Annotated in this window: 21 protein-coding genes and 1 tRNA gene; 13 read left to right on the top strand and 9 right to left on the bottom strand. The window is 48.9% G+C overall.

From position 1 onward, the window contains the following. Nucleotides 1–39 precede the first annotated feature (39 nt). The 4 genes from AWQ23_RS10665 to AWQ23_RS10685 all read left to right on the top strand — a co-directional run bounded on the left by AWQ23_RS10665 (nucleotide 40) and on the right by AWQ23_RS10685 (nucleotide 5,563). Nucleotides 40–1,335: a homoserine dehydrogenase gene (locus AWQ23_RS10665; RefSeq protein ID WP_062435233.1), complete on the top strand. Its 1,296-nt coding sequence runs from the start codon at nucleotides 40–42 to the stop codon at nucleotides 1,333–1,335. Nucleotides 1,336–1,485: 150 nt separating this feature from the next. Beyond that, the gene (locus AWQ23_RS10670; protein ID WP_062435236.1) at nucleotides 1,486–4,191 is read left to right on the top strand and encodes a DNA methyltransferase; all 2,706 of its coding nucleotides are present in this window, start codon (nucleotides 1,486–1,488) and stop codon (nucleotides 4,189–4,191) included. 78 nt (nucleotides 4,192–4,269) lie between these two features. Continuing rightward, nucleotides 4,270–5,063, top strand: a protein-coding gene (locus AWQ23_RS15855; RefSeq protein ID WP_157072193.1) for an IS5 family transposase whose coding sequence is annotated in 2 segments (ribosomal slippage) — nucleotides 4,270–4,606 and nucleotides 4,606–5,063 — 795 coding nt in all. Because the reading frame shifts where the segments join, the coding sequence is not laid out codon by codon here. Between the two features lie 116 nt (nucleotides 5,064–5,179). Continuing rightward, complete coding sequence (locus tag AWQ23_RS10685; RefSeq protein WP_062435238.1) at nucleotides 5,180–5,563, top strand: nucleotidyltransferase family protein; 384 nt, start codon at nucleotides 5,180–5,182, stop codon at nucleotides 5,561–5,563. A gap of 143 nt (nucleotides 5,564–5,706) precedes the next feature. Here the strand turns inward: AWQ23_RS10685 and AWQ23_RS10690 are convergent, their stop codons facing one another. Together AWQ23_RS10690 and AWQ23_RS10695 are read right to left on the bottom strand one after the other, a co-directional pair. Beyond that, on the bottom strand, nucleotides 5,707–6,291 hold the full coding sequence (locus tag AWQ23_RS10690) for a Uma2 family endonuclease (protein WP_062435239.1): 585 nt from the start codon (nucleotides 6,289–6,291) through the stop codon (nucleotides 5,707–5,709). Between the two features lie 41 nt (nucleotides 6,292–6,332). Then, a complete protein-coding gene (locus tag AWQ23_RS10695; RefSeq protein WP_062435241.1) occupies nucleotides 6,333–6,914 on the bottom strand; it encodes a TIGR04376 family protein in 582 nt (193 codons plus the stop codon). Between the two features lie 80 nt (nucleotides 6,915–6,994). Between AWQ23_RS10695 and AWQ23_RS10700 the strand changes: the two genes are divergently transcribed. The 4 genes from AWQ23_RS10700 to AWQ23_RS10715 all read left to right on the top strand — a co-directional run bounded on the left by AWQ23_RS10700 (nucleotide 6,995) and on the right by AWQ23_RS10715 (nucleotide 11,341). After that, nucleotides 6,995–7,083, top strand: a tRNA-Ser gene (locus AWQ23_RS10700). 215 nt (nucleotides 7,084–7,298) lie between these two features. Next, nucleotides 7,299–9,863, top strand: a complete 2,565-nt coding sequence (gene glgP / locus AWQ23_RS10705) for an alpha-glucan family phosphorylase (RefSeq protein WP_062435243.1) — start codon at nucleotides 7,299–7,301, stop codon at nucleotides 9,861–9,863. 180 nt (nucleotides 9,864–10,043) lie between these two features. After that, nucleotides 10,044–10,529: an allophycocyanin subunit alpha-B gene (gene apcD, locus AWQ23_RS10710; RefSeq protein ID WP_012307741.1), complete on the top strand. Its 486-nt coding sequence runs from the start codon at nucleotides 10,044–10,046 to the stop codon at nucleotides 10,527–10,529. A 266-nt stretch (nucleotides 10,530–10,795) separates the two neighbouring features. Continuing rightward, nucleotides 10,796–11,341, top strand: coding sequence for a hypothetical protein (locus AWQ23_RS10715; RefSeq protein ID WP_062435256.1), 546 nt, complete (start codon nucleotides 10,796–10,798; stop codon nucleotides 11,339–11,341). A gap of 93 nt (nucleotides 11,342–11,434) precedes the next feature. On the opposite strand, the gene AWQ23_RS10720 is transcribed toward AWQ23_RS10715, so the two are convergent. From AWQ23_RS10720 to AWQ23_RS10730, 3 genes are all read right to left on the bottom strand, one after another. Continuing rightward, nucleotides 11,435–11,986, bottom strand: coding sequence for a hypothetical protein (locus AWQ23_RS10720; protein ID WP_062435259.1), 552 nt, complete (start codon nucleotides 11,984–11,986; stop codon nucleotides 11,435–11,437). 106 nt (nucleotides 11,987–12,092) lie between these two features. Beyond that, complete coding sequence (locus AWQ23_RS10725; RefSeq protein WP_062435261.1) at nucleotides 12,093–12,935, bottom strand: SWIM zinc finger family protein; 843 nt, start codon at nucleotides 12,933–12,935, stop codon at nucleotides 12,093–12,095. 69 nt (nucleotides 12,936–13,004) lie between these two features. After that, entirely contained in the window at nucleotides 13,005–13,790 is a 786-nt protein-coding gene (locus AWQ23_RS10730; protein WP_198158643.1) for a D-alanyl-D-alanine carboxypeptidase family protein, read from the bottom strand. A gap of 135 nt (nucleotides 13,791–13,925) precedes the next feature. Here AWQ23_RS10730 and AWQ23_RS10735 point away from each other — a divergent pair, with 135 nt between their 5' ends. Beyond that, the gene (locus AWQ23_RS10735) at nucleotides 13,926–14,861 is read left to right on the top strand and encodes an AEC family transporter (RefSeq protein ID WP_065716821.1); all 936 of its coding nucleotides are present in this window, start codon (nucleotides 13,926–13,928) and stop codon (nucleotides 14,859–14,861) included. Here the strand turns inward: AWQ23_RS10735 and aroC are convergent. Continuing rightward, complete coding sequence (gene aroC / locus AWQ23_RS10740) at nucleotides 14,858–15,952, bottom strand: chorismate synthase (protein WP_062435267.1); 1,095 nt, start codon at nucleotides 15,950–15,952, stop codon at nucleotides 14,858–14,860. The genes AWQ23_RS10735 and aroC overlap by 4 nt on opposite strands. A gap of 197 nt (nucleotides 15,953–16,149) precedes the next feature. On the opposite strand from aroC, the gene AWQ23_RS10745 reads away from it, so the two are divergent. Next, a complete protein-coding gene (locus AWQ23_RS10745; RefSeq protein WP_062435270.1) occupies nucleotides 16,150–17,178 on the top strand; it encodes an ABC transporter permease in 1,029 nt (342 codons plus the stop codon). Here AWQ23_RS10745 and AWQ23_RS10750 read toward each other — a convergent pair whose 3' ends face one another. After that, nucleotides 17,179–18,042, bottom strand: coding sequence for an energy-coupling factor transporter transmembrane protein EcfT (locus AWQ23_RS10750; protein WP_041443581.1), 864 nt, complete (start codon nucleotides 18,040–18,042; stop codon nucleotides 17,179–17,181). It abuts the gene before it with no gap. A gap of 131 nt (nucleotides 18,043–18,173) precedes the next feature. Between AWQ23_RS10750 and AWQ23_RS10755 the strand changes: the two genes are divergently transcribed. Then, nucleotides 18,174–19,025 carry a universal stress protein gene (locus AWQ23_RS10755; protein WP_012307750.1) on the top strand — a complete coding sequence of 284 codons (852 nt, stop codon included), beginning with the start codon at nucleotides 18,174–18,176 and terminating at the stop codon, nucleotides 19,023–19,025. 93 nt (nucleotides 19,026–19,118) lie between these two features. Here AWQ23_RS10755 and psbM read toward each other — a convergent pair whose 3' ends face one another. Both psbM and AWQ23_RS10765 read right to left on the bottom strand, forming a co-directional pair. Then, nucleotides 19,119–19,223 (bottom strand): photosystem II reaction center protein PsbM, encoded by a 105-nt coding sequence (gene psbM / locus AWQ23_RS10760; protein WP_012307751.1) that lies wholly within the window; start codon nucleotides 19,221–19,223, stop codon nucleotides 19,119–19,121. Between the two features lie 132 nt (nucleotides 19,224–19,355). After that, on the bottom strand, nucleotides 19,356–19,652 hold the full coding sequence (locus tag AWQ23_RS10765) for a 2Fe-2S iron-sulfur cluster-binding protein (RefSeq protein WP_012307752.1): 297 nt from the start codon (nucleotides 19,650–19,652) through the stop codon (nucleotides 19,356–19,358). A 172-nt stretch (nucleotides 19,653–19,824) separates the two neighbouring features. Between AWQ23_RS10765 and AWQ23_RS10770 the strand changes: the two genes are divergently transcribed. Then, entirely contained in the window at nucleotides 19,825–21,795 is a 1,971-nt protein-coding gene (locus AWQ23_RS10770; protein ID WP_062435273.1) for a hypothetical protein, read from the top strand. A 39-nt stretch (nucleotides 21,796–21,834) separates the two neighbouring features. Continuing rightward, nucleotides 21,835–22,575, top strand: a complete 741-nt coding sequence (locus AWQ23_RS10775; RefSeq protein ID WP_062435276.1) for an HAD family hydrolase — start codon at nucleotides 21,835–21,837, stop codon at nucleotides 22,573–22,575. The last annotated feature ends 3 nt before the right edge of the window (nucleotides 22,576–22,578 follow it).

Below are 22,578 nucleotides of genomic sequence, written 5' to 3' on the forward strand. Positions count from 1 at the left end.
ATGGAAACATTATCTTGATGTTGCACTAGAGAAAACATTGTGGCTATCGGAATTGGTTTACTTGGCTTAGGAACGGTTGGCACGGGCACCGCAGAAATTTTGCTGTCGCCCCAAGGCCGCCACCCGCTGTTGGGGGAAGTGGTTTTGAAACGGGCAGGGGTGCGCTCCCTAGACAAGCCCCGCAACATTGATTTACCAGCGGGTTGCCTAACCACTGATCTAGAGGCCATCGTCAAAGATCCAGAGATTCAGGTGGTGGTTGAGTTGTTGGGCGGCCTGGAGCCAGCGCGGACTCTCATCCTGGCGGCGATCGCCAATGGGAAACATGTGGTCACGGCCAACAAAGCAGTGATTGCCAAATATGGCGAAGAAATTTACACCGCAGCGAACCAAGCGGGGGTCTATGTGCTTCTCGAGGCGGCGGTGGGCGGTGGCATTCCGATCATTAAACCCCTCAAGCAATCTTTAGGAGTGAACCGCATTACCCGTGTCATTGGCATTATCAATGGCACCACCAACTATATCCTCACCCAGATGGCCCAGCACGGAGCGGACTTTGGGGAAGTATTAGCGGAAGCCCAAAAATTGGGTTATGCCGAAGCCGATCCCAGTGCCGATGTGGATGGGGGCGACGCGGCGGACAAAATTGCAATTCTTGCTTCCTTGGCTTTTGGCGGCAGAATTAATCGGGAAGATGTCTACTGCGAAGGGATTCGTTCCATTAGTGCGGCAGATATCAGTTTTGCGAAAAAGCTCGGTTTTGTGATCAAATTATTGGCGATCGCCGAACGACCAGACCTCGAAGAAGATGCCCTACAGTTGCGCGTTCACCCGACTTTGGTGCCAGAAGATCATCCCATCGCCAGCGTCAATGGTGTCTTTAATGCGATCCTCGTGGAAGGGGAACCCCTCGGCCAGGTAATGTTCTATGGCCCTGGGGCTGGGGCTGGGGCAACGGCCAGCGCCGTAGTTTCTGACATTGTTCATGTGGTGGGTCTGTTGCATTCTGACCAAGTGATCCAGAAACTCAACCCCCTCCTGGGCTGCACCCACGAGCATTACAGCAAAATTTTACCCATTGATACCCTAAAAACTCGTTTTTATGCGCGCTTTTTATCGCGGGATTTGCCCGGTGTGATCGGCGATCTGGGGACTTGCTTTGGGCAGCACCAAGTGAGCTTGGAATCAGTTGTTCAGATTGGTCTTCAGGATGATTGCGCTGAGATCGTCGTCGTGACCCATGATGTCCATGAGGCGAATTTCCGGGAAGCCATGCGAGAAATTGAAGGCCTAGAGGCAATCAAGGAAGTGCCGAGTATTCTCCGCGTCCTTTAGTAATCATTCAACTGCAAAATTCTTGATCCTCCAAATTTCTGGAGGATTTTTTGTTAATTTGTCTACAATTCTGACGATGTTTTCCAGAGTTGGGCTAAGTTAGTGAATAAATGCCTCTTTAGCGATACTTTTTGAGGATATCGAGAAATAATGCCTTTAAGTTGGAATGAAATCAAAAGTCGGGCGATCGCCTTCTCGAAGGAGTGGGAATTTGAGGAGTCAGAAAAATCAGAAGCACAATCGTTTTGGAATGATTTTTTTCAGGTATTTGGCATTTCTCGTAAGCGAATCGCAACATTTGAGAAGTCAGTTAACAAATTAGGGAATAAGAAAGGTTCTATTGACCTGTTATGGAAGGGAAATATCCTTGTTGAGCATAAATCGCGGGGAAAAAGTTTAGATAAGGCGTTTGAACAGGCAAAAGACTATTTTCCGGGGTTAAAGGAACATGAGTTACCTCGATATATTTTGGTGTCGAATTTCGCTCAATTCCGGCTTTATGACCTCGAAACGGATCAGACCCATGAATTTCTCCTAAAAGATTTCGTCAATTATGTTCATCTGTTTGATTTTATTGCGGGATATGAGCAGCGAACCTATAAGGATGAAGATCCGGTTAATATTCACGCGGCGGAGTTGATGGGTAAGCTGCATGACCGTCTCAGGGAGATTGGTTATACGGGTCATGATCTAGAAGTTTACTTAGTGAGGTTGTTATTTTGTTTATTTGCAGATGACACAGGCATTTTTGAAAAGGGAATTTTTGAGGAATATCTCGATATTCATACCAAAGAAGATGGTAGTGATTTGGCGATGCACTTGGGGCATATTTTCCATGTGTTGAATACGCCACCGGAGAAGCGGTTAAAAAATCTGGATGAGAGTTTAGGGCAGTTTCCCTATGTGAATGGCAAGTTATTTGAAGAGCAGTTAGCGCCTGCGGCTTTTGATCGCAAAATGCGAGAAATGTTATTAGAAGCTTGTGGATTTAATTGGGGGAAAATTTCTCCGGCCATTTTTGGGTCAATGTTCCAAGCGGCGATGGATCAGCAGACTCGACGAAATTTGGGGGCGCATTACACGTCTGAGAAAAATATTCAAAAGGTGATTAAGCCTTTGTTTTTGGATGAGTTGCACGAGAAATTTAAAAAAGCAAAAGGCAGTCCAACGGCGTTAAAGCGGCTCCATGATGAGCTTGGGGAATTACATTTTCTTGATCCGGCTTGTGGCTGTGGAAATTTTTTGATCATTTCTTATCGGGAATTGCGAGATCTAGAGTTATTGATCCTCAAAGAGCTTTACAAGAAGGAGGAGGGGTTTATTGATATTCGTTTGTTCCTGAAGGTGGATGTGGATCAGTTTGGGGGCATTGAATATGATGAGTTTCCGGCGCGGGTGGCAGAGGTGGCAATGTGGCTCATCGATCATCAGATGAATATCAAAGTGAGTAATGAGTTTGGGCAGTATTTTGTCCGGTTGCCGCTAAAGAAGGCTGCCAGAATTGTGAATGGGAATGCGTTACGGCTTGATTGGGAAGAAGTGATCCCAAAGGAAAAGCTAAATTATATTCTCGGTAATCCGCCTTTTGTGGGTAAGCATCTACAATCCAAAGAGCAAAAATCTGATATGGAATTGGTTTTTAAAGGCTCAAAAGGTTGTAAAACTCTGGATTATGTTACGGCATGGTATGTCAATGCAGCAGAGTTGATTCAAGATACAACTATCAAAGTTGCTTTTGTAAGTACCAATTCGATTTCTCAAGGTGAACAAGTAGGAGATTTGTGGAATGTTCTGTTTAACTCATACAAAATAAAAATACATTTCGCTCATCGAACTTTTTCATGGACAAACGAAGCTAAAGGAAAAGCTGCTGTTCATTGTGTAATCATTGGCTTTGGAATAGAAAACATAAAAAGCAAAAGAATTTTTGACTATGTAGATATCAAGGGCGAACCAGTCCAAAAAAATGCCCGTAATATTACTCCTTATTTAACAGAAGGTGGTGATTTATATTGTCAAAAGCTTTCCCAGCCAATTAGTCACGTTTCTGAAATGGTTTATGGGAGTAAACCTGCCGACGGTGGAAACTTACTAATGTCCAATAATGAAAAAGAAACTTATCTAAAGCAAGAACCTGCTGGTGAAAAATTCGTTAAGCCTTTTATCTCAGCTAGTGAATTTATTAAAAATAAAAGCCGCTGGTGTTTTTGGTTAGTTGACATCCAGCCTAATGAACTTAAAAACTTGCCTATACTCCTAGAAAGGGTGAATGCAGTTAAAGCTATGCGACTCTCAAGTACAAAGCAAGCAACTGTAAAGTGGGCTGATTTTCCAACATTATTCACAGAAAACAGACAACCAAATACTGATTATATTTTGATTCCTCGTCACTCTTCTGAAAACCGTAAATATATTCCAATTGGTTTTTTCTCAGTAAATAACATTGTTGCTGATAGTTGTAACTGTATTCCAAATGCTGATTTAAATCTCTTCGGTATTTTGACTTCAGAAATGCACATGACTTGGGTGAAGTATGTATGTGGAAGAATCAAAAATGATTACCGTTATTCTAATACTATTGTCTATAACAATTTTCCTTTTCCACAGGACGTAACCGAGAAACAAAAACAAACAGTCGAAAAAGCAGCGCAGTTAGTGTTAGACACCAGAGATAAATATCCCGATAGTAGCCTTGCCGATCTTTACGATCCGCTTACTATGCCCCCCGACCTGATGAAAGCTCACCAAAAACTCGATAAAGCAGTGGATCTTTGTTACCGTCCCCAAGCTTTTACCAGCGAACTCAACCGCATCGAATTTTTATTTAACGAATATGAGAGGGTGTTTATAAAGTAAAGATAAAGAGAACAGGATTGTTGCCCGTGAAGTCGTTAAGGTCAAGCATAAGCGTAACGACACAGGAGAATAGCACCAATGTCTCAAGCTTCTTACCCCAGTGACCTGACCGATGCAGAATGGGCTTTACTAGAACCCTTGATTCCTGCTCCAAAGTCCGGCGGTCATCCACGTACTACTGATATGCGACAGGTCTGCAATGGGATTTTCTATCTCCTCAAAACCGGTTGTCAATGGGCCTATCTGCCCAAGGACTTTCCTCCCTCCTCCACGGTGTACTACTACTATCGCAAATGGCAGAGGCAGGGAGTTTGGGAAAACATCAACCATGCTTTGCGGACTCGCTGCCGTCAAGCAGTGGGGAAAACCCCAGAACCTAGCGTCCTGATTGCCGATAGCCAATCGGTCAAGACAACAGAAAAAAGGGCGATGTCTATGGCTTCGATGGCGGGAAACAGGTCAAAGGAAGACGGAGAAACTTGCTAGTCGATAGTTTAGGGTTACTTTACAAAGTGATGGTCTCCGAGGGAAATAGCTCAGAACGAACCTTTGCCCTTGCTGCAGTGATGGAGCTAAGGGAGCAGCAACAGCAGATGTTGAAGCGATTGCGGTTGATGTGGGTAGATGCTGGATATCGAGGAGGACGCTTTGCCTTAAGTCTTTGGTTAATGGTGCAAGCAAAGGTGGAAGTGATTAGCAGAAACAGTAAAGAATTCATGGTACTCCCGAAGCGTTGGATTGTTGAACGTACATTTGGTTGGTTGAATTATTATCGTCGCCTTAGTAAAGACTATGAGCAATTATCAGAAGTGTCGGAGGCAGGGATTTATGCTTCCATGAGTCGTCTGATGTTACGTCGGCTAACATCCTAAAGATTTACTTTATAAATGGCCTCTGAGAAACTGATAACACCACTCCTACAAAGTACAAAACAGAAAAAAGCCCGCAAAAACAAAACATCTTAATTTTACATTGAATAATGAGAACAATGACCATCAAAGAATTATTACAAGACCAAGAAAGACTCTATTTCTACTATCAATCAGCGTTGAAAAAGTCACAAAAAAAATCAGAACTCAACAAAAATCATCAGAAAAATAGTCTTTATTTAGCCAAGCAAGCAGCAATAATCTTAAAAGAAAAATTTAATGCCTCTAAAGTTGCTTTGTTCGGTTCAATTCTTGATTTAGAAACATTTACCCAGTGGTCAGATATTGACATTGCTTCATGGGGACTAGAGCCAAGTGAAACGTTGTTAGCTATGGACACAGTACAAAGCCTCAGTGACGAGATTGAAATCAATCTGGTCGATATCAACACAGTCAAATCAGAAGTTTACCAAAGCATTCTAAAGAACCACCAGGAAATATGATTTCTTCTTATTTGAAAGTCGCAGGACATATTAATGATGAACTTGTTAGCTTAGAAAAAACCTACCAGAGAATTCATCGTGCTAATCAAGCTCGACAATCGAATGCCCTTGATAGTGACTTATTGATCGATGCGATCGCCTAATTATTCACTATTCTCTGCCGTTAGAATTACATCAGCATAAATATCTGCCACTGCCCACTTAAATTCAATACTTGGAATCACCAGCGTATCGTCAACCCCGAAATCTCGATAACCCCACATTTCTCCCGTTTGCCGTTGATAAAGTTCTACATAAATATGCTCAGAATCAAGCAAAATATATTCTTCTAGGCTAGGCATTTGTCGATAATATTTCAGCTTCGTTTTGCTGTCATAACTTGAAGTGTTTGGCGATAAAACTTCAACAATTACTTTCGGATACTGAATCCATTTACGCGCTTTGAGATCTTCAGGATGACAACTGACTACCAGATCCGGATAAAAATAACGCCGATTTGCTTTCCCTTGCACTTTCACATCAGATACATTTACTCGGCAACCTCGCTTCTTCAAATGGGGCCGCAAGAGGCTATAAAAATTGAGTGCAATATCATTATGGGGTAAAGTACCTCCGGTCATTGCAAGAACTTCACCATCAATATATTCATAGCGAAGTTCCTGCTGTTCTTCCCACTGGAGATATTCCGCAGCAGTCATTTTTTCTGGAAACTGAGGTGTTGCAATCATCGTTATTTTCCTCAATCTAAGCTGAGTGGCTTGGCGAAAAACTAGCGACCCATTTTTTGCTTCATTTGCCGAATTTGTTCGTCCATTTCCCACTTTTGGAACTGGGCTTCGAGGGGATCAGTGGCACTGTTGTAGGTTTGGCGATCGCCACTGGTGCTACTAAAGTTTTCCCAGCTGCTGGTGTAGGCATCCTCCACCTTTTGAGACGCTTGCAGTTCATCCATTTTTTGCTTCACTTCCTGGCGTTTCTGCTGGAGCTGCACCAAAAGAGACTGGGCCTGTTCAATGCGTTTTTTAGTGCCTTGCATCTTGCCCCAGAGTTGATTCCCCTGGCGGAGGAGAGCCGCTTCCCTAGCTTTGGCCGCACTGGCGAGATCCGGTCTCCGACCTGCTTCGGCCTGTTGTACCCGCTGGTGCCAATGTTGGATATCCTGGGCCACCTGGGCGATCTGTTGCTCCACCTGGGTCAGTTGCCGTTGTAGATCCTGGGTGAGGCGGTTGGCTTCCCGTTCTTGTTCTTGGAGTTGCTCGGCGATCGCCTGGAGTTCTAACTGGGGATGTGCCTTGAGAAATTCCTCTAATCGCGTCTCAAAAAACTGCCCAACTTCGCTAAAAAGACCCATAATTTCGCCGTTTTCACAATTGCTGACTTTAGGTTAGCTTTTTTTAGGGAGGTCTGCTACAATCATTTATCGTCACGCCAGGAGAGATGGCTGAGTGGTCGAAAGCAGCACATTGCTAATGTGCCGAGTCGTGTACGCGGCTCCGAGGGTTCGAATCCCTCTCTCTCCGTACCAAAATCAACTAAATATATTCCCCTGTATTTCCCGCAACTCCCTACGATTGGCGGGATTTTTTAGTATTTCCCCGGTTCCTTGGGCTTTCAGAAGAAATGTGTGGAGTTCTATCGATTTATAAATTCCCCAGGGGCGATCGCCAGAAAATCAAAGGGAATTCGCTATTTATTAAAGACAGATTATCCCGTTGTCCGTTGAAGGATTTTTCCCATGAAACCGACCCACAAGTTTCAGGTCAAAGCCGTTTTACCCCCTGTCCTGGAACCCCTACGCCGCCTCGCCCATAACATCCACTGGGATTGGAATGTCGCCGCAAAAAGTCTCTTTGTTCGCCTCGATCCAGACCTATGGCAGCAGACGAGCCACAATCCGGTGGCGATGTTGGGTCGCGTTGACCAAGCCCGCCTCGATGAACTAGCCAAGGATGACGGTTTTATCGCCCATATGGAACGGGCCATTGAACAGCTCGATGACTACCTCCAACAACACACTTGGTACCACAAAGCACGGGGCGAAACCAAAGGGAAAGAATGCTATGCCTATTTCTGTGCGGAGTATGGCCTCAGCTACTGCCTGCCGATTTATTCCGGGGGATTGGGGATTCTTGCGGGGGATCACCTCAAATCCGCCAGTGATCTCGGTTTACCCCTAGTGGCCGTTGGTTTACTGTACCAGGAGGGCTATTTCGCCCAGTATCTCAACCATGACGGCTGGCAACAGGAAGAATATCCGATCAATGATTTCTACAATATGCCCCTCCATTTAGAAAAAGATGACCAGGGAAATGAACTGATCATTGAGGTGGAATTTCCGGGGCGGATGATCTATGCACGGGTTTGGCGCATCGATGTGGGGACGGTGCCCCTCTATATGTTAGATACCAACATTGAGCAGAATACCAACCCCTACGACCACGACATTACCGATGAACTGTATGGAGGCGATCGCGATCTCCGGCTCCACCAAGAGATCCTCCTAGGCATCGGTGGCGTGCGCATGCTCGAAAAACTAGGCTACAAACCGACGGTCTACCACATGAACGAAGGCCACAGCGCCTTTTTGATCCTGGAGCGCATCCGCAAACTCATGCAAGAGCAGGGCTTAACCTTCCGCCATGCCCAACAGTTTGCCCTCTCGACCCAAATGTTTACGACCCACACCCCGGTTTCTGCTGGTTTCGATCTTTTTTCCCCGGAGCAAACCCTCCATTATGTGGGCCACTATGCCGAAAAATTTGGCCTCTCCCCAGACCGCTTCCTGGGCCTTGGGCGAGAAAATACTGGAGATCTAGAAGCGCCCTTTAATATGGCGATCTTTGCCCTCAAACACAGTGCTTTTATCAATGGTGTGAGTCAACTCCATGGCCAAGTTTCCCGGGAAATGTTCCATAGCTTATGGCCTGATTTTCCCCGCGACGAAGTCGGGATTACTTCGATCACGAATGGTGTCCATGCCCGCAGCGTCACCGCCCCCGCCACCCAAGATCTCTACGACCGCTACCTGGCCCCCACCTGGGATGAAGCCCCCGCCGAAAGCCATATCTGGGAAAAAGTGAGCACCATTCCCAACGAAGAACTGTGGCGTAACCACGAGCGTCAACGCTCCGATTTGGTTGTCTATATTCGGCAGCACCTCGCCAAGCAACTGCAAAAACAAGGAGCCACTGAAGCGGCGATCGCCAAAGCCCGCCAGGTGCTCAAACCCAACCTCCTGACCATCGGCTTTGCCCGCCGTTTTGCCACCTACAAACGGGCTAACCTCTTTTTGTATGACATTGAACGCATTAAAAAAATTATCCTCGGCAATCCAGAGCGTCAGGTGCAATTTGTCATCGCCGGGAAAGCACACCCAAAGGATATTCCGGGGAAAGAGCTGATCCGCAACATCATCCATACCGTCCAGGAAGAAGGCCTCGAAGATTACGTTGTCTTTTTACCCAACTACAATATCCACATTGCCCGCAAAATGGTTGCCGGGTGCGATGTGTGGCTCAATACCCCCCGACGACCCCGGGAAGCCTCTGGCACTTCCGGGATGAAAGCGGCGATGAATGGCTTGCCGAATTTAAGCGTCCTTGATGGCTGGTGGGATGAGGCCGACTATACCCGCACCGGTTGGGCGATCGGCCACGGGGAAATTTACGATGATCAAGATTACCAAGACCGGGTAGAAGCCAGTGCCCTGTATGAACTGCTAGAAAAAGAAATTGTGCCGCTGTTCTATACGCGCAACAGTTTCGATGTCCCCGAAGGCTGGGTCAATAAAATGAAGGAGGCCATTCGCCTCAATTGCCCCATGTTTAATACGTCGCGGATGCTCCGGGACTATGCCCAGAAGGCTTATTTTAAATTGAGCGATCGCCATTTTGAACTCAGCGACAATCGCTACCAAGCCGTCCAAGAACTCGCCGATTGGAAATCCCAACTCTTTAAGGCCTGGTACAATATCCGCGTCGAAGCCTTTGATGTCGGGGAGTCCGCCGAAATCGACATTCAACAGCCCGTCCATGTCAAAGCAATTCTCGATCTCGCGGCCCTGACCCCAGACGATCTGGCCGTGCAAATTTACCTCGGCACCATCAATGACCAGGACGAACTCATTAACGGCGAAAGTTACCCTATGACCTTCCAGGGCCTGACCACCGACCAAAAAGCAATCTACCAAGGCGTCGTGCAATACAAAAAAAGTGGCTACCAAGGCATGGCCCTACGTATTCTTCCCCACCACCGTCACCTAGATGATGCTACCGAACCCCGGCTCATCCGTTGGGCCTAGAACAAACCGTCCAAGAGACGATGCCAATGGCAATTTACCCCTATACTGGGGAAGAACTTTCCCTGAGAGAGTTTACGTTTCTTAAAATTATCGGGCAATCATTAAAGCCCGAATGCCTTGTGAGACAATAGTCTAAGCTATTAAACTAAGCAAGAATCCATTTATTAAAACAGCAATAATATGAGCGTCGTTAGTCAAGTTATCCTGAGAGCCGATGACGAACTCCGCTATCCCAGCAGCGGTGAACTCTCGGGGATTAAAAACTTTTTAGCCACTGGGGCGGTACGGATCCGCATTGCGGAGGCCCTTGCCGACAACGAAAAGAAAATCGTTGACCAAGCCCAAAAGCAACTGTTTAGCATTCACCCAGAATATCGAACCTCGGGCGGGAATGCAGCCACCACGAAGCAATATAACCAATGTCTGCGGGACTACGGTTGGTACCTACGTCTGGTGACTTACGGTATCCTCGCTGGCGACAAAGATCCCATTGAAAGGATTGGTTTAATCGGGGTGAAGGAAATGTACAACGCCCTCGGTGTACCGGTGCCTGGGATGGTTGATGCGATTCGCTGCCTCAAGGATGCCGCCCTTGGTGTGCTTGATTCAGAGGAAGCAAGAATTGCTGCTCCTTATTTTGACTTCATTACCCAAGCAATGTCCTAGGGTTGAGTTCTGGGATTGCGGTCTAATTCAATTCAATTATTCCGTCGGGGATCAGGGTTGTTTGCGCACCCTGATTTTTTATTGCTTTCGAGCCACCCCTCTAACTCCCCTCAAGGGTCATCCCTCTGCTCCCTTCAAGGGCCACCCCTCTAACTCCCCTCAAGGGGAGAATGGCACCCTCCGGCTTTCAGCCACCTTCCCCAGGGAAGGATGGTTGTTGGGTATCCTAGCAAGTAACAGGATTTGTCCGTGGGTAAAGAATAGAGATGACAGCATCACGAACCCAAAATTATGGTTTTCCTTGGATTTCCTTGGGACTTTTTTGTTTGGCCTATGGGGTGTTTGGTTGGCTGGTGGGGGAAATGATTCCCGCGTGGCAGGCATGGCTCTTAGGGCATCAGACATGGTTTTTCTGGCCTATTGATCAGGCGATCGCCTTTAAGATGGCCTGGGGATTTGGCGGGGGACTTGTGCTGCTTTTGATGGTGGTCTTAGTGGCTCCTCTACGAATCATGCAATTGTTATTTGGGACTTGGTTGCGCTCCGATGCCAAGGCCTTTACATCGGTCTTAGCCTGGGCCTTTGCGGCGGTCTTGATTATTTGTTGGCTCGAGCAATTTGTCCGCTTTTTTGTGTTGCTTTCAGCGGGGATTTTGTGTCACTTAGATTTACAGATTCGCGGTTATCGGGTGTGGCAGGTGTTCCTCATTCTCAGTGGGATGGGCCTGGGGAGTTTTGCCTTGGGGGGATATTTATTTTCTCAGTTTCAAATTGAGATCGCCCAATTCTGGTCTATTTTCCAAGCCGCTTAGATATTTTCCCTGGGAAGTCAGTTTTTTATTTGCGACCTTTCTCCAGGGAAGAGATCTCTCTATCCTATGGCATCTCCCCAAGGGGAAATTGGTTTAGGCTTGGGCAAGAATCGGCGGAATGCAGGGTTTGCCGCTGGGGGTGGCGAGGCTGGGGCTTGAGGTTTCAGGGCGACAGTGAATTTCGGCAGCGAGAATTGGGGGTTCAAAGGAGGCGATCGCCGCTGCGACGGTTTGAAACGTCACCCCTTGGGCGAGAATTGGCGGAATGCAGGGTTTACCACTGGGGCTACTCACCAAGACGGGGGTAGAGTCGGTGCGGGGTTGGATGGTGGCGGCCAGGATCGGCGGTTCTAGGGTATCCGGGATGGTGTAATCCTTCGGGCTTGCTGTTTCTGCCGGGGCCGGATTTTTTGTGGCGGCAAGTTGCGCTTCCAGGGTGGCAATTTTGCCTTGATACTCTTGCTGTAAGGTGGCGATCGCCTCTCGCAACCGTTGCTCGTGGTTGGTTTCGCTGGTTTGTAGATCCCGTCGCAGTTGACTCAGTTCCGTTTCTAAAGTGCCCAGCCGATTCAGGTCATCTTTTTTGACGAGGTAAAACGCCCCCGCACCAACACCACAACCAATCACAAAGGGAATAATCCACATAATTTCAATACACTCCAGGCAAAACCACTAAAAAAACAGATCGATTGTGACCTTTTTGCTGTATTTCAAGGCAATCGGCTTTTGATTTTAGCGAATTTTTCTGGATTTAGGCTGATTCGCTCGCATTCAACCCCTGTAAAGCCTGCATTAACCCCTTTTGACTGGCCATGCCATAGACATAATTGAGGTAACTTTGGAAAGCTTGGGCATCCTCTGGATTGAGGGCGATCGCCCCCAAAAGATCGAGGCTCGTGGTGCCATCGGTGGGCGGCGTAATCACAACCAAATCTGGATCGAGGGGATGGTCATATTGCCAGAACTGTTTGACATCGATGGTTTCAGATGCCTGTTGCGGTTGGACTGTCTCAAGTTCAGCCTGGTCATGGCTGGGTAAATTGGTCGCAGTTGCCGTGGCGAAATGTTGCCGTCGGTAGTCCCGGAGTGCATCTAGGATTTGTTGCTTGGTGCGGCCCCGCAGTTGAAAAATCACAAAGGGATCTTCGTTAAAGCGATCGCCGAGTTGATAATAAACCGCGCCAATGTGCTTACAGGGGTTGGCTTTATCGGGGCAAGTACAGCGGGAGTGGATATCTGCCAGGGTAAAGGGAAACAAATTCAAACCATTTGCCGTGAAGACCTGCTCAATGGCCGCCGGCATTTCCCCGGCTAGCAGTTGGGCCGAAAAGAGCGCTTTTTGGGCTAAACTTTCCACCACATAGCCCCAAGCTTCGTCACTAAAGGGGTCTAGTTTCAGAGAAACGCGGTAGGGTTCTGGTTCGCTCCCCTGCACGAGGGCGATCGCCTGGGCTTCGACGAAATCAATTTGCAACACATTGCCCGCTTTGGCATAGATACGCGCCCGTTCGAGGCGTTTTTTAAAGCGGTAAGAATCCAGTAATTCTAGCCACCGTTGTACCCACCAACGCTGTTGATCGAGGGTTTCTACCATGATCTAATGTTCCTCTGAGAATATGCGCACATCACCTTTTTCTCTCCCAATCGTTTCCCAAGAAAAGGGCTACGGATTCAAATTGCGGGATTTGTAAAACGTTTCCAGACTATCTTGATCCCCCACAAAGCGCCAATGCCAAGGCTCGTAGGCGATGCCCTGGGGATTATCTCGCGGGAAAGACAACTCAAAACTATAACGGGCGGCATTATTTTGGAGCCACTGAAACGCCGCTGTATTTTCAAAGTTTTCCTGGAGGTGGGTCGCTGGCAAATTTCCATCCCCTAGATCAATGGCATAGCCCGTATGGTGCTCACTGTAGCGGGGGGGCGCACTCACCTCGGCCCGTTTGGTAGTGTCCTGGGCGCGCTGCTCTTTAATGTCAAAAAATAAATATTGTTGCTCTTCGATGGTGCGAAAGGCCGAGAGTAAGGCTAAGTTGATCCCGGCTTGTCTGGCATCGGCCTGCATTTGGAGAAACTTTTCGGCGGCGGCGGGGCGTAATTTGAGGCGACCATCGGCACTCACGGCGACCAGTTCACTGACCTCGGCTTCGGGGTAGGGAAAATGACCGAGAATTTGTTCGCTGGTTGCGGTATCATTGCTGCCTGATTCGGACGGAGAAACATCGCTGGCAAGATCCTCTGGAGCAGCGGGATCTGGGGTGGCCTGGAAAAACTGGCGTGAGGCGATCGCCCCAAACCCGACAATGAGGATTCCCCCCAACCCCAACAAGAGGCGTTGCTTGGGGTTAGATCCCGTGGTTTTTTCGCTTTGTTCTGGATCTTCGTCCCGCACGACCTCAGGAATATCAATGTCATCCAGGACAGAGAGGTCATCAAATTCTTCGGACACGCTCAATTCCTACCGCTGCACTCCCTAAATATTTTGTGGTTCTATCTTATGTTGCTTTCTTCGCAATGGGGAAGTTCTCCGGCAAAATCATCATCTGGTGTTAGGCTCAAACAAGGATCAAAGGTTAGGGACTCTATGGCAGAATTGCTGCTGCAATTGGCGCTCATCTACGGCAAGTTGGGGCTCGGCATTGGGGGCGGTTGGCTCCTGGGGAAATATCTCCCCGCATCCCTGGGGCGCAATCTGGGCAAAGGTCTATTTTGGTTTGGCATTCCCTTGAGTGTGTTTGGCTTTGTGCGCCAGGTGGATTTGACAGGCACTCTCTGGTTTGCGCCGGTCGTTGCTTGGTTGGCAATGGGACTCTGTTTTGGGGTGGCTTGGCTCTGGTTGCGCTACCGTACCCCCGATTTATCGCTCCCCTCCCAGGGCAGTTTTCTGTTGGTTTCGAGCATTGGGAATACGGGCTATCTGGGCTATCCGATCAGTTTGGCGATCGCCGGGCCAGAAACCTTTGCCTGGGCTTTGTTCTACGACTTACTGGGCAGTCTGTTGTGGGGCTATGGGGTCGGGGTGATGGTGGCCACCTACTACGGCCAGGGGGAAAATCAAACTTGGGGGACGCGCCTGAAAAATATGGGTACCCAGGTGGGCATCAACCCTTCCCTCTGGAGTTTGGTGTTGGGGTTGGCCTGTAAGCCGCTCGTTTTTCCGGAACCTTTGGAATGGAGTTTAGAAATCGCTTCCTGGGTAGTCATTGGTTTGGCGATCATCTTGATCGGGATGCGCCTAGGGGAATTGGAACCGGGCCAAGAAATACCGCCAGTGCGCAGTAGTCTTTTGATCAAAATGGCGATCGCCCCGTTCCTGTTCGGCTTGATCTTGCCCTTTTTTAATCTGCCCAACGTTATTTGTCTAGTGTTGGTGTTGCAGATCGCGATGCCGCCCGCCTTTGCCACCCTGATCGTCAGCGAAACCTATGCCCTCGATCGCCAGTTAGCCGTTAGTTCTCTGGCCACTGGCACCCTACTTTTGTTGGGAACACTGCCCATTTGGCTCTTGTGGTTTCGTTAGCTGAGTGTGCGACACTGCCCTTGGTGCCGCAAGAGATGATCACACAGCACGAGGGCGACCATCGCTTCCACCATCGGTACGGCACGGGGTAACACGCAGGGATCATGGCGGCCTTTCGCGGCGAGGGTTGCTTCTTCACCGGCTCGCGTCGCTGTCTGTTGTTCTTTCCCAATGGTTGCAGTGGGTTTAAAGGCGACCCGCAGGACAATGTTTTCGCCGTTGGAAATGCCCCCTTGGATACCGCCGGAACGGTTGGTTTTAGTGCGGATCTGGCCCTGGTCATCCACGGTAAATTCATCGTTGTGTTCTTGGCCCGTGAGCAAAGTGCCCGCAAAGCCAGAACCAATTTCAAAACCTTTGCTGGCCGGGAGCGACATGGCCCCTTTGGCTAAATCTGCCTCGAGCTTATCAAATACAGGCATCCCCAAACCGACGGGCACCTTGCGGGCCACACATTCAACCACCCCCCCAATGGAATCCTTTTGCTTGCGAATCTCATCGATCAGGGCAATCATTTTTTCCGCCGCCGCCGCATCGGGACAACGAACAATATTGCTTTCTACTTGTTCGAGGGTGACTTGATTTGGGTCAATATCAACGGCTTCACAGTCTTTGATCCGCTTGACATAGCCGATAATTTCTACCCCGGCCACCTGCTGGAGGATTTTTTTGGCGATCGCCCCTGCTGCTACCCGACCGATAGTTTCCCTCGCCGAAGAGCGACCACCCCCTTCATAGTTGCGAATGCCATACTTCGCATCGTAGGTAAAATCCGCGTGGGAAGGACGATATTTTTCCTTCATCTCCGAATAATCCTTGGAGCGTTGATCTTTATTGCGCACCAGGATTGAAATGGGGGTTCCCGTTGTTTTTCCCTCAAAGACCCCAGACATAATCTCACAGCGGTCGGCTTCGTTCCGGGGAGTTGTAATGCGACTTTGGCCCGGACGACGGCGGTCTAATTCCGCCTGGATTTCCGCTTCAGAAATTTCCACGAGGGGCGGACAACCATCAATCACGACGCCAACGCCACCCCCATGGGATTCACCGTAGGTTGTAATCCGAAATAAATGTCCGAAGCTGTTGCCCATAGGTCTGATCGCAATGATGAAAGAGAAAAATTTGTGCCGAAATTTCAGAAAATTTCGAGACTGTATTGTAACCCAGTTCCCCAACCCTACCGCCTGTCATAACGTTAATTCCCCTCACTAGCCCAGAATAATTTTTCTGGGGAACGACCGCAGTTTCCTATAATTTTTCCAGTTCTATCTCTCCCCACCCATTGCCCATGGCTTCCCGCAGTAAAGCTCTCCAGTACTACATCTTGGTGCGTCTGCTCCTGGCTCCCTTGATGTTGTTAACCATTATCACCGTCGTCTTTCTGCTACTCCGGGCCACCCCAGGCGATCCTGCTGATGCAATCCTCGGCAACCGTGCCCCTGAAGCGACCAAGGCCCTACTTCGGGAACAACTAGGCTTAAATCTGCCCCTCTGGTTACAGTATGTCCGTTACCTCGGTAACCTATTGCAATTTGACTTGGGGACATCCCTCACCAGTCGCGGCTTACCGGTGTGGGAGGTGATTCAGCAGCATTTTCCCGCAACCGTAGAATTAACCTTGTTTGGCATGATTGTTGCGGTAGTGGTGGGGGCTGGCGTGGGGATGATTGCAGCCTCCCGCCAAGGCACTTGGTTTGATGTGGGCGGGCGATTATTCGGGATTGTCACCTACGCACTGCCTTTGTTCTGGATGGGAATGGTAGTGCAACTCATTTTTTCGGTGCAGTTGGGGTGGTTTCCCCTGGGGACACGCTTTCCGTTGGATGTTCCCCCCCCGCCCACCTTGTCGGGCCTCTATACCCTCGATAGTCTGCTCACGGGAAGTTTTTTGCAACTCAGAACAGCTTTGTACTATTTGGTGTTGCCCTGCTGTACGTTGGGAATCCTTCTCAGTGGTATTTTTGAGCGCATTGTGCGGGTTAATCTGCGCCAAACGTTGCAATCGGACTATGTCGAAGCGGCACGGGCCAGGGGTATTCCTGAACGAAAAATTCTCTGGAACCATGCCCTGAAAAATGCACTCATTCCGGTAATCACGGTCTTGGGTTTAACCTTCGCAGCTTTGTTGGGAGGAGCGGTTTTAACGGAAGTGACATTTTCCTGGCCAGGTTTAGGCAACCGTCTTTATGAGGCAATTTCCTTGCGGGATTATCCAACGGTCCAGGGGATTATGGTGTTTTTCGGGGCAATTGTGGTGGTAGTCAGTCTGGTGATTGATATTGTGAATGCGTTGATCGACCCACGGATTCGTTACTAACTAGCCCCAGAGGAAGCGCAATGACCAAAAGGGCAGCAGCAACACAAGGATCAGCCAATCCCAACGGTGGAAGCGCAGTTGATGCCAACGGACAAGGTGCTGGTTTGGACTGGTGAAGCCCCGGATATCCATTGCCGTTGCCATTTGTTCGGCTCGCATCAGGAGATTTTCGAGGAGTTTTTCGGAGACCATCAGCCACAGTTGAGCACTCTGTTTGAACCCTAGGGTCTTCCAGGCGATCGCCCTTGTGCGGACTGAACGCGTTAAATTCTGAATTTCCTCTAACACAAGGGGAATAAACCGGAGTGAGAGGGTCAGGGTGAGCAAAATTTCTGTCACCGGAACCTTGAGTCGGCGTAGCGGCCCCAGGAGAAACTCTAAACCCGTGGTAATTTCTTCCGCTGCCGTGGTCAACAGATAGAGATTGGTGCTGTAGAGCAACGTAAAAATTTGTGTACTGAGCTTAATGCCCAAATCGAGTTTGAGGCGCGTGACGGAGATAAATTTAAACTGCCACACCACATATTCGTAGTTTTGCTGAATATCTAGATCCTCTGCCGGTAAACGGGGCTGATGATCAAGCACCAAGCCATCGGGAGTGATTAACGTCACCCCAAACAACACCAAACAAAAAATCAACAGCAACCCCATCTGCTGTTTCCAGACCCGCAGGGGAATTAATGCCGTTAGGGTGATCGCGATTAATAATCCCACCAAACCCAAGCGCCACAGGTTGTTCGCCAAAATCGGCCCAATCAAAAAACTCATCAACCAAGCGAGTTTCACCCGGGGGTCTAGTCGGTGGAGCCAGGTTTGGGGCTGCTCCAGATATAACCCAATGGGCAGCGATCGCATCAAATCCATCGTGGTGAAAATTCCGTAAAAAAATCAACTTCTATTATGTAATAAGCCTTAAAATTTCCCGCCCTCAGAAGGGAGTATGCTGGATCCTAGGGATAAAAGCCCATTTGAAAAACCCCGTTAACAGTCGTCCCATGATTAGAAAAATTCTCTTCGCTGATTCTGGCACTGGGCAAGTCCAGGATATGTTGAAAAACTTGCTCAAGCTCCCTGCCTTCAAAGACACTAGCATTAATATTCTCCATGTTGTGAAGGAAGAGCTGACTCCCGACATCGAACAAAAAGGCTACGAAACCGGTGGTAAGCTCCTCGCCCAAGCGATCCAAGACCTCAAGCTCGATCCTGGCAACGTTAACACCATCCTGCGCCAAGGGGACCCTAAAGACGTGGTCTGCAAAGTCGCCGATGAGATTGATGCCGACCTAATTTTGATGGGCTCCCGGGGACTCAAACGGCTACAGTCGATCCTCGCTAATTCTGTGAGTCAATACGTCTTCCAGCTCACCAATCGCCCGATGCTCCTGGTTAAGGATGACATCTATGTGCGCACGGTCAAAAAAGTTATGGTCGCTATCGATAAGTCCGATGCGGCGATGTATGGTTTGGATCTAGCCCTGCAAATGCTGCGGGACTATGGTGGCTGCGAACTGCTACTCCTGCGGGTTAACCCTGATTTACCAGGGAATCTTTCCCTTTCCCAAGCAGAAATGGACGCGAATCCGGCCCTCGCCCCAGCGATTCAACGGGCTAAACAAATGGGCATTGCGTACAAAACGTTAGTCGTTGGGGGTCGCCCTGGGGCCACGATCTGCAATGTCGCCAAAGACCAAAACATTGACTTGTTAATCCTAGGTTCCCCAGATCGCCGTCCTTCCATTGCTAAGAGTATGCCTGACCTGGATCGCTTGCTGGGCACGTCTCTATCGGACTATGTGCGGGTCAATGCGCCTTGTCCTGTGCTCTTAGCTCGGACTGATGCCAGCTAAAAAGAAACCCGATTCACAGCCATAAAAAAGGGGGCGATCGCCAAGGATCTGTCCCCCATTGTTTTTTATCGTGTTTTTTTAAAATGGTTTTTCTTAGGAAGCCGTTTTGTTGGTCTGGATATAAAGGATCAACAAAAAAACGGTGGGTACGAGTACAAAAAGAATCGTTGCAATGAAACCGAGATCGTTAACTTGCATTGAATAATCGCCTCTTCATCGAGCTAGATCACAATGATATCAAGAATATCACCTCTGGCTCCTTACCAGGGGCGATCGCCACGGGGATTCCCAAAGAATATCTTCCTAAACAAAAAACCAAAGAGGCTGCCCTTAGGGTTTGGTTTTTACAACAACATCCCCATGGGCCAAGGTTTGGCAAGCAAGGCGATAGCTGGGGGGCTTACGCTTGAGACGCCGCTTCTCAAAATCAGTCTTGGGCGACAGGTTTTCCATCCCCTCCAGAATCTCGACAATGCAGGTTCCGCATTGGCCAACACCACCGCAATTCATCAATTTTCCGCCGAAAGTGTACAAATCTACGCCATTTTGCAGGGCTTTTTCCCGTAAATTTGCACCATCTGCCGCAATCACGTCCTTATTTGCCGGAACGTAGGTGATATTAGCCATGAACCCTCCTATCTTGAATAAATGATCAATTCTATTTTAACAAGGTTAAGTTTTTATAAGAAAAATTACGAACCCAACGCTGTTTTCTCGATCCTAAGGCCTCTCCCTTGGGCAAATCAAAGCGGGTATGATAATCCAGAGCGACATCACCCCTCACCCATCTGTAATTTCCATGGAAGAACTGCTTTATCTCGAAGTCCCTACCCCCGACACTGACAAAGTTTGCCATTGGCTACAGACCAGTTGGCAACCCCGACACGGAGAAAAGCAGCAGACCCCCACAGGCATTCGCCTAGTCGCCAATGGGGCCGAACTCTCGATTTTCACCTGGAATGTGCAGCGTACCACCTACTTAAAAGTATTTGCCTGGGCGTCAGGATTTCCCCAGCCCCAGAGTCTCTGTCACCAACTCAAATCAGATTTAGAACAGGCTTTCCCCAATCAGTACCCAGCCCCCCCTGAAATTCAACCAGGCCAATCCATTTTTGACGCTTTGGCCGCAGATTATCCGAAAACAGTCGAATATTTCCAGAAATTTCCCCAGGGAGAGTTTGACTTGCAGCGGGCCTATTGGTGGGAAAAACGCTGGCGAGAAACGGTGAAAAATCCCCAAGCGCCCCAACCCGTTATTTTTGAAAAAAATCAGCCCGCCGATCCCCAGTTCGCCCAATATGACTTGGTTTACATTGGTGGCGCTTTAGGGGTGATTCATGCTGCTGTTATGGCACGACTGGGTTACAAGGTGTTGCTAATTGAGCGGTTGCCCTTTGGGCGGATGAACCGGGAGTGGAATATTTCTCGCAGTGAACTCCAAAGCCTGATTAATCTGGGCTTATTCGATGAAGCAGAAATTGAAACCTTAGTTGCCCGTGAATATAAAAACGGATTTAACAAGTTTTTTGATGGGAATAATCCGCCCCACCTCAAGGCGAATATTCTTTACACGCCGACGGTGCTGAATATTGCCGTGGCTTCGGAACTGTTGCTCGAAAAATGTGGTGAAAAACTACGGGCTGCTGGGGGCGAAATTTGGGATCAGACGGAATTTATCCGGGCAGATATTGGCCGGGAACGGGCGCAGATTTTCACGAAATCATTGGCGACCGGGGAAGAAAAAATTGTTCAGGCGCGGCTGCTGATGGATGCGATGGGGACGGCTTCTCCCATTGCGGCGCAGTTGAACCAGGGACGTCCTTTTGATAGCGTTTGTCCGACAGTAGGGGCCGTGGTGAAGGGGTTTGACCCGGCGGTGTGGGATAGCGAATATGGGGATGTTTTAAATTCCCATGGGGATATTTCCCGGGGCAGACAGTTAATTTGGGAATTGTTTCCGGGTCAAGGGGACGAGATGACCATTTATCTGTTCCATTACCACGAGGTAAACCCGGAGAATCCGGGGTCTTTGTTGGAAATGTACGAAGACTTTTTCAGCATTTTGCCAGAGTATCGCCGCTGTGACATGGCACAACTCACCTTTGAGAAGGCGACGTTTGGTTATATTCCGGGTTATTTCAATGTGGGCGCAGGCGATCGCCAAGTGGCCTTTGATCGACTCCTCGCCATTGGGGATGCGGCTTCCCTCCAGTCTCCGCTGGTCTTTACGGGGTTTGGTTCCCTCGTGCGCAATTTAGACCGTCTGACGAAACTGCTGGATATTGCCCTCCAAAAAGATCTCCTCGACCAGCAGAATTTGAGCAAGATCCGTGCCTACCAAAGTAATATTGCGGTGACTTGGCTTTTTTCTAAGGGGATGATGGTGCCGACGGGGATGAAGTTACCCCCCCAACGGATCAATGCCATGTTGAATACCTTTTTTGGGTTGTTGGCTGATTCTCCCCCAGAGGTGGCTGAGACCTTTATCAAGGATCGCACCAGTTGGCTGATGTTTAATAAGCTGGCCCTGGTTGCGGCCCGCCAAAACCCGGCTTTAATTATGTGGATTTGGCAAATGGCTGGGGCGAAGGACTTTATCCGCTGGGTCGGTGCTTACTTTGCCTTTAGTTTTGATGCGGTGTTGAGTCTGCTGTTGATGGGTTGGTTGCCCCAGTGGCTCGAAAAATCCGAAGCTTGGCTATCGGAAAAATATCCTTCCCTCTGGCTGAGTCTGCTCAGTTTAAAATATCGGCTCACCGTCGGCACCTAAAATATTATTGACTTTGGCAACGGATTAGCAGCATTTACGATGATTACAGTGCAAGTGGGCGATCGCCTTTTTGAAAACATTACGGGGATCATTTTCGATAAAGATGGTACCCTCGCCGACTCCCAAAACTACCTGCGGGAACTGGCCCAAAAACGCGCTCGGTTGATCGATGCCCAAATTCCTGGGGTGGGAGAACCGCTCCTGATGGCCTTTGGCATGGTGGATGGAGTGCTCGACCCGACGGGCTTAATGGCGGTGGGTAGTCACCCGGAAAATGCGATCGCCGCCGCTGCCTACATTGCCGAAACGGGGCGCAGTTGGTTTGAGGCCCTTGACATTGCCAAAAAAGCCTTTGCCGAAGCAGAAGAAATCCTTGGCGATCGCAGCGACACATCACCGCTGTTTACCGGCAGCCTAGAGGTGCTGAAATTTTGCCATGATGCTGGGTTGAAGCTGGGCATTCTCTCCATGGACAGCACCGCCAATGTGGAAATCTTCGTTGAAACCTATGAGTTGCAAGACTATATTCAGTTAAAAATGGGCGCAGAATTTGGCCTCAAACCCGATCCAGCCTTATTTTTGCAAGCCTGTGCAACCTTAGGCACTGAGCCACGTCAAACCCTAATGATTGGCGATGCCCCAGGGGATATTCAAATGGCCAAGGCGGCAGGGGCCGCGGGCACCGTGGGAATTTGTTGGGGAGATGCCACCCAAGCACACCTAGAAACAGCGGATGTGGCGATCGCCAACCTCGATGAAGTGAAAATTTTGCGGGGCTAAAAC

Source organism: Picosynechococcus sp. PCC 73109 (genome assembly GCF_001521855.1).
Classification (GTDB): Bacteria; Cyanobacteriota; Cyanobacteriia; order Cyanobacteriales; family MRBY01; genus MRBY01.